Annotated in this window: 1 protein-coding gene; it reads left to right on the top strand. The window is 66.3% G+C overall.

Annotated elements, in window-relative coordinates:
• Nucleotides 1-701: ATP-binding cassette domain-containing protein (locus D1Z90_RS20895; protein ID WP_147378829.1), on the top strand; the 701-nt coding region annotated here is incomplete at both ends.

Here is a 701-nt window from a genome sequence, read left to right on the forward strand (position 1 = left end):
CGACCGTCAAGAGCTTCGGCGCCGAGGCGCGCGAGGAGAGGCGGCTCGGCGAGGTCACCGCGTCCTGGCGGACGGCGGTCCAGAAGACCTGGAACCGCTTCATGGACGTCTGGGCCATGCAGAACGTCCTGATGATCATCCTGCAGGCCGGTCTTTCCGGCATGCTGGTCTGGCTGTGGAGCCAGGGCCGCGCCAGCCCGGGCGACGTCGCCTTCGCCATCACCTCGTTCATGCTGATGAGCGGCTATCTGCGCAATCTCGGCGAGAACGTGCGCATGCTGCAAAAGGGCCTGGACGACGTCGAGGACGTCGCTGGCTACATGCGCCAGACGCCGGAGGTGTCCGATCGCCCGGACGCGCCGGTCTTCCGCGCGCAGCGCGGCGAGATCGTCTTCGACCGGGTGACCTTCCGCTACAAGAACAAGGCCACGCCGCTCTACGAACGCTTCACCCTGGCCATAGCGCCGGGCGAACGGGTGGCGCTGGTCGGGCCGACCGGCTCGGGCAAGTCGACCTTCGTCAAGCTGATCCAACGGCTTTACGACCTCGACGGCGGCCAGATCCGCATCGACGGCCAGGACATCCGCTCGGTCACCCAGGATTCGCTGCGCAATGCGATCGGCATCGTGCCGCAGGACACCGTGCTGTTCAACGATTCGATCTACGACAACATCGCTTACGGCAAACCCGAGGCGACGCGC

Source organism: Motilimonas pumila, assembly GCF_003596335.1.
Classification (GTDB): domain Bacteria; phylum Pseudomonadota; class Gammaproteobacteria; order Enterobacterales; family CBDFNC01; genus Motilimonas; species Motilimonas pumila.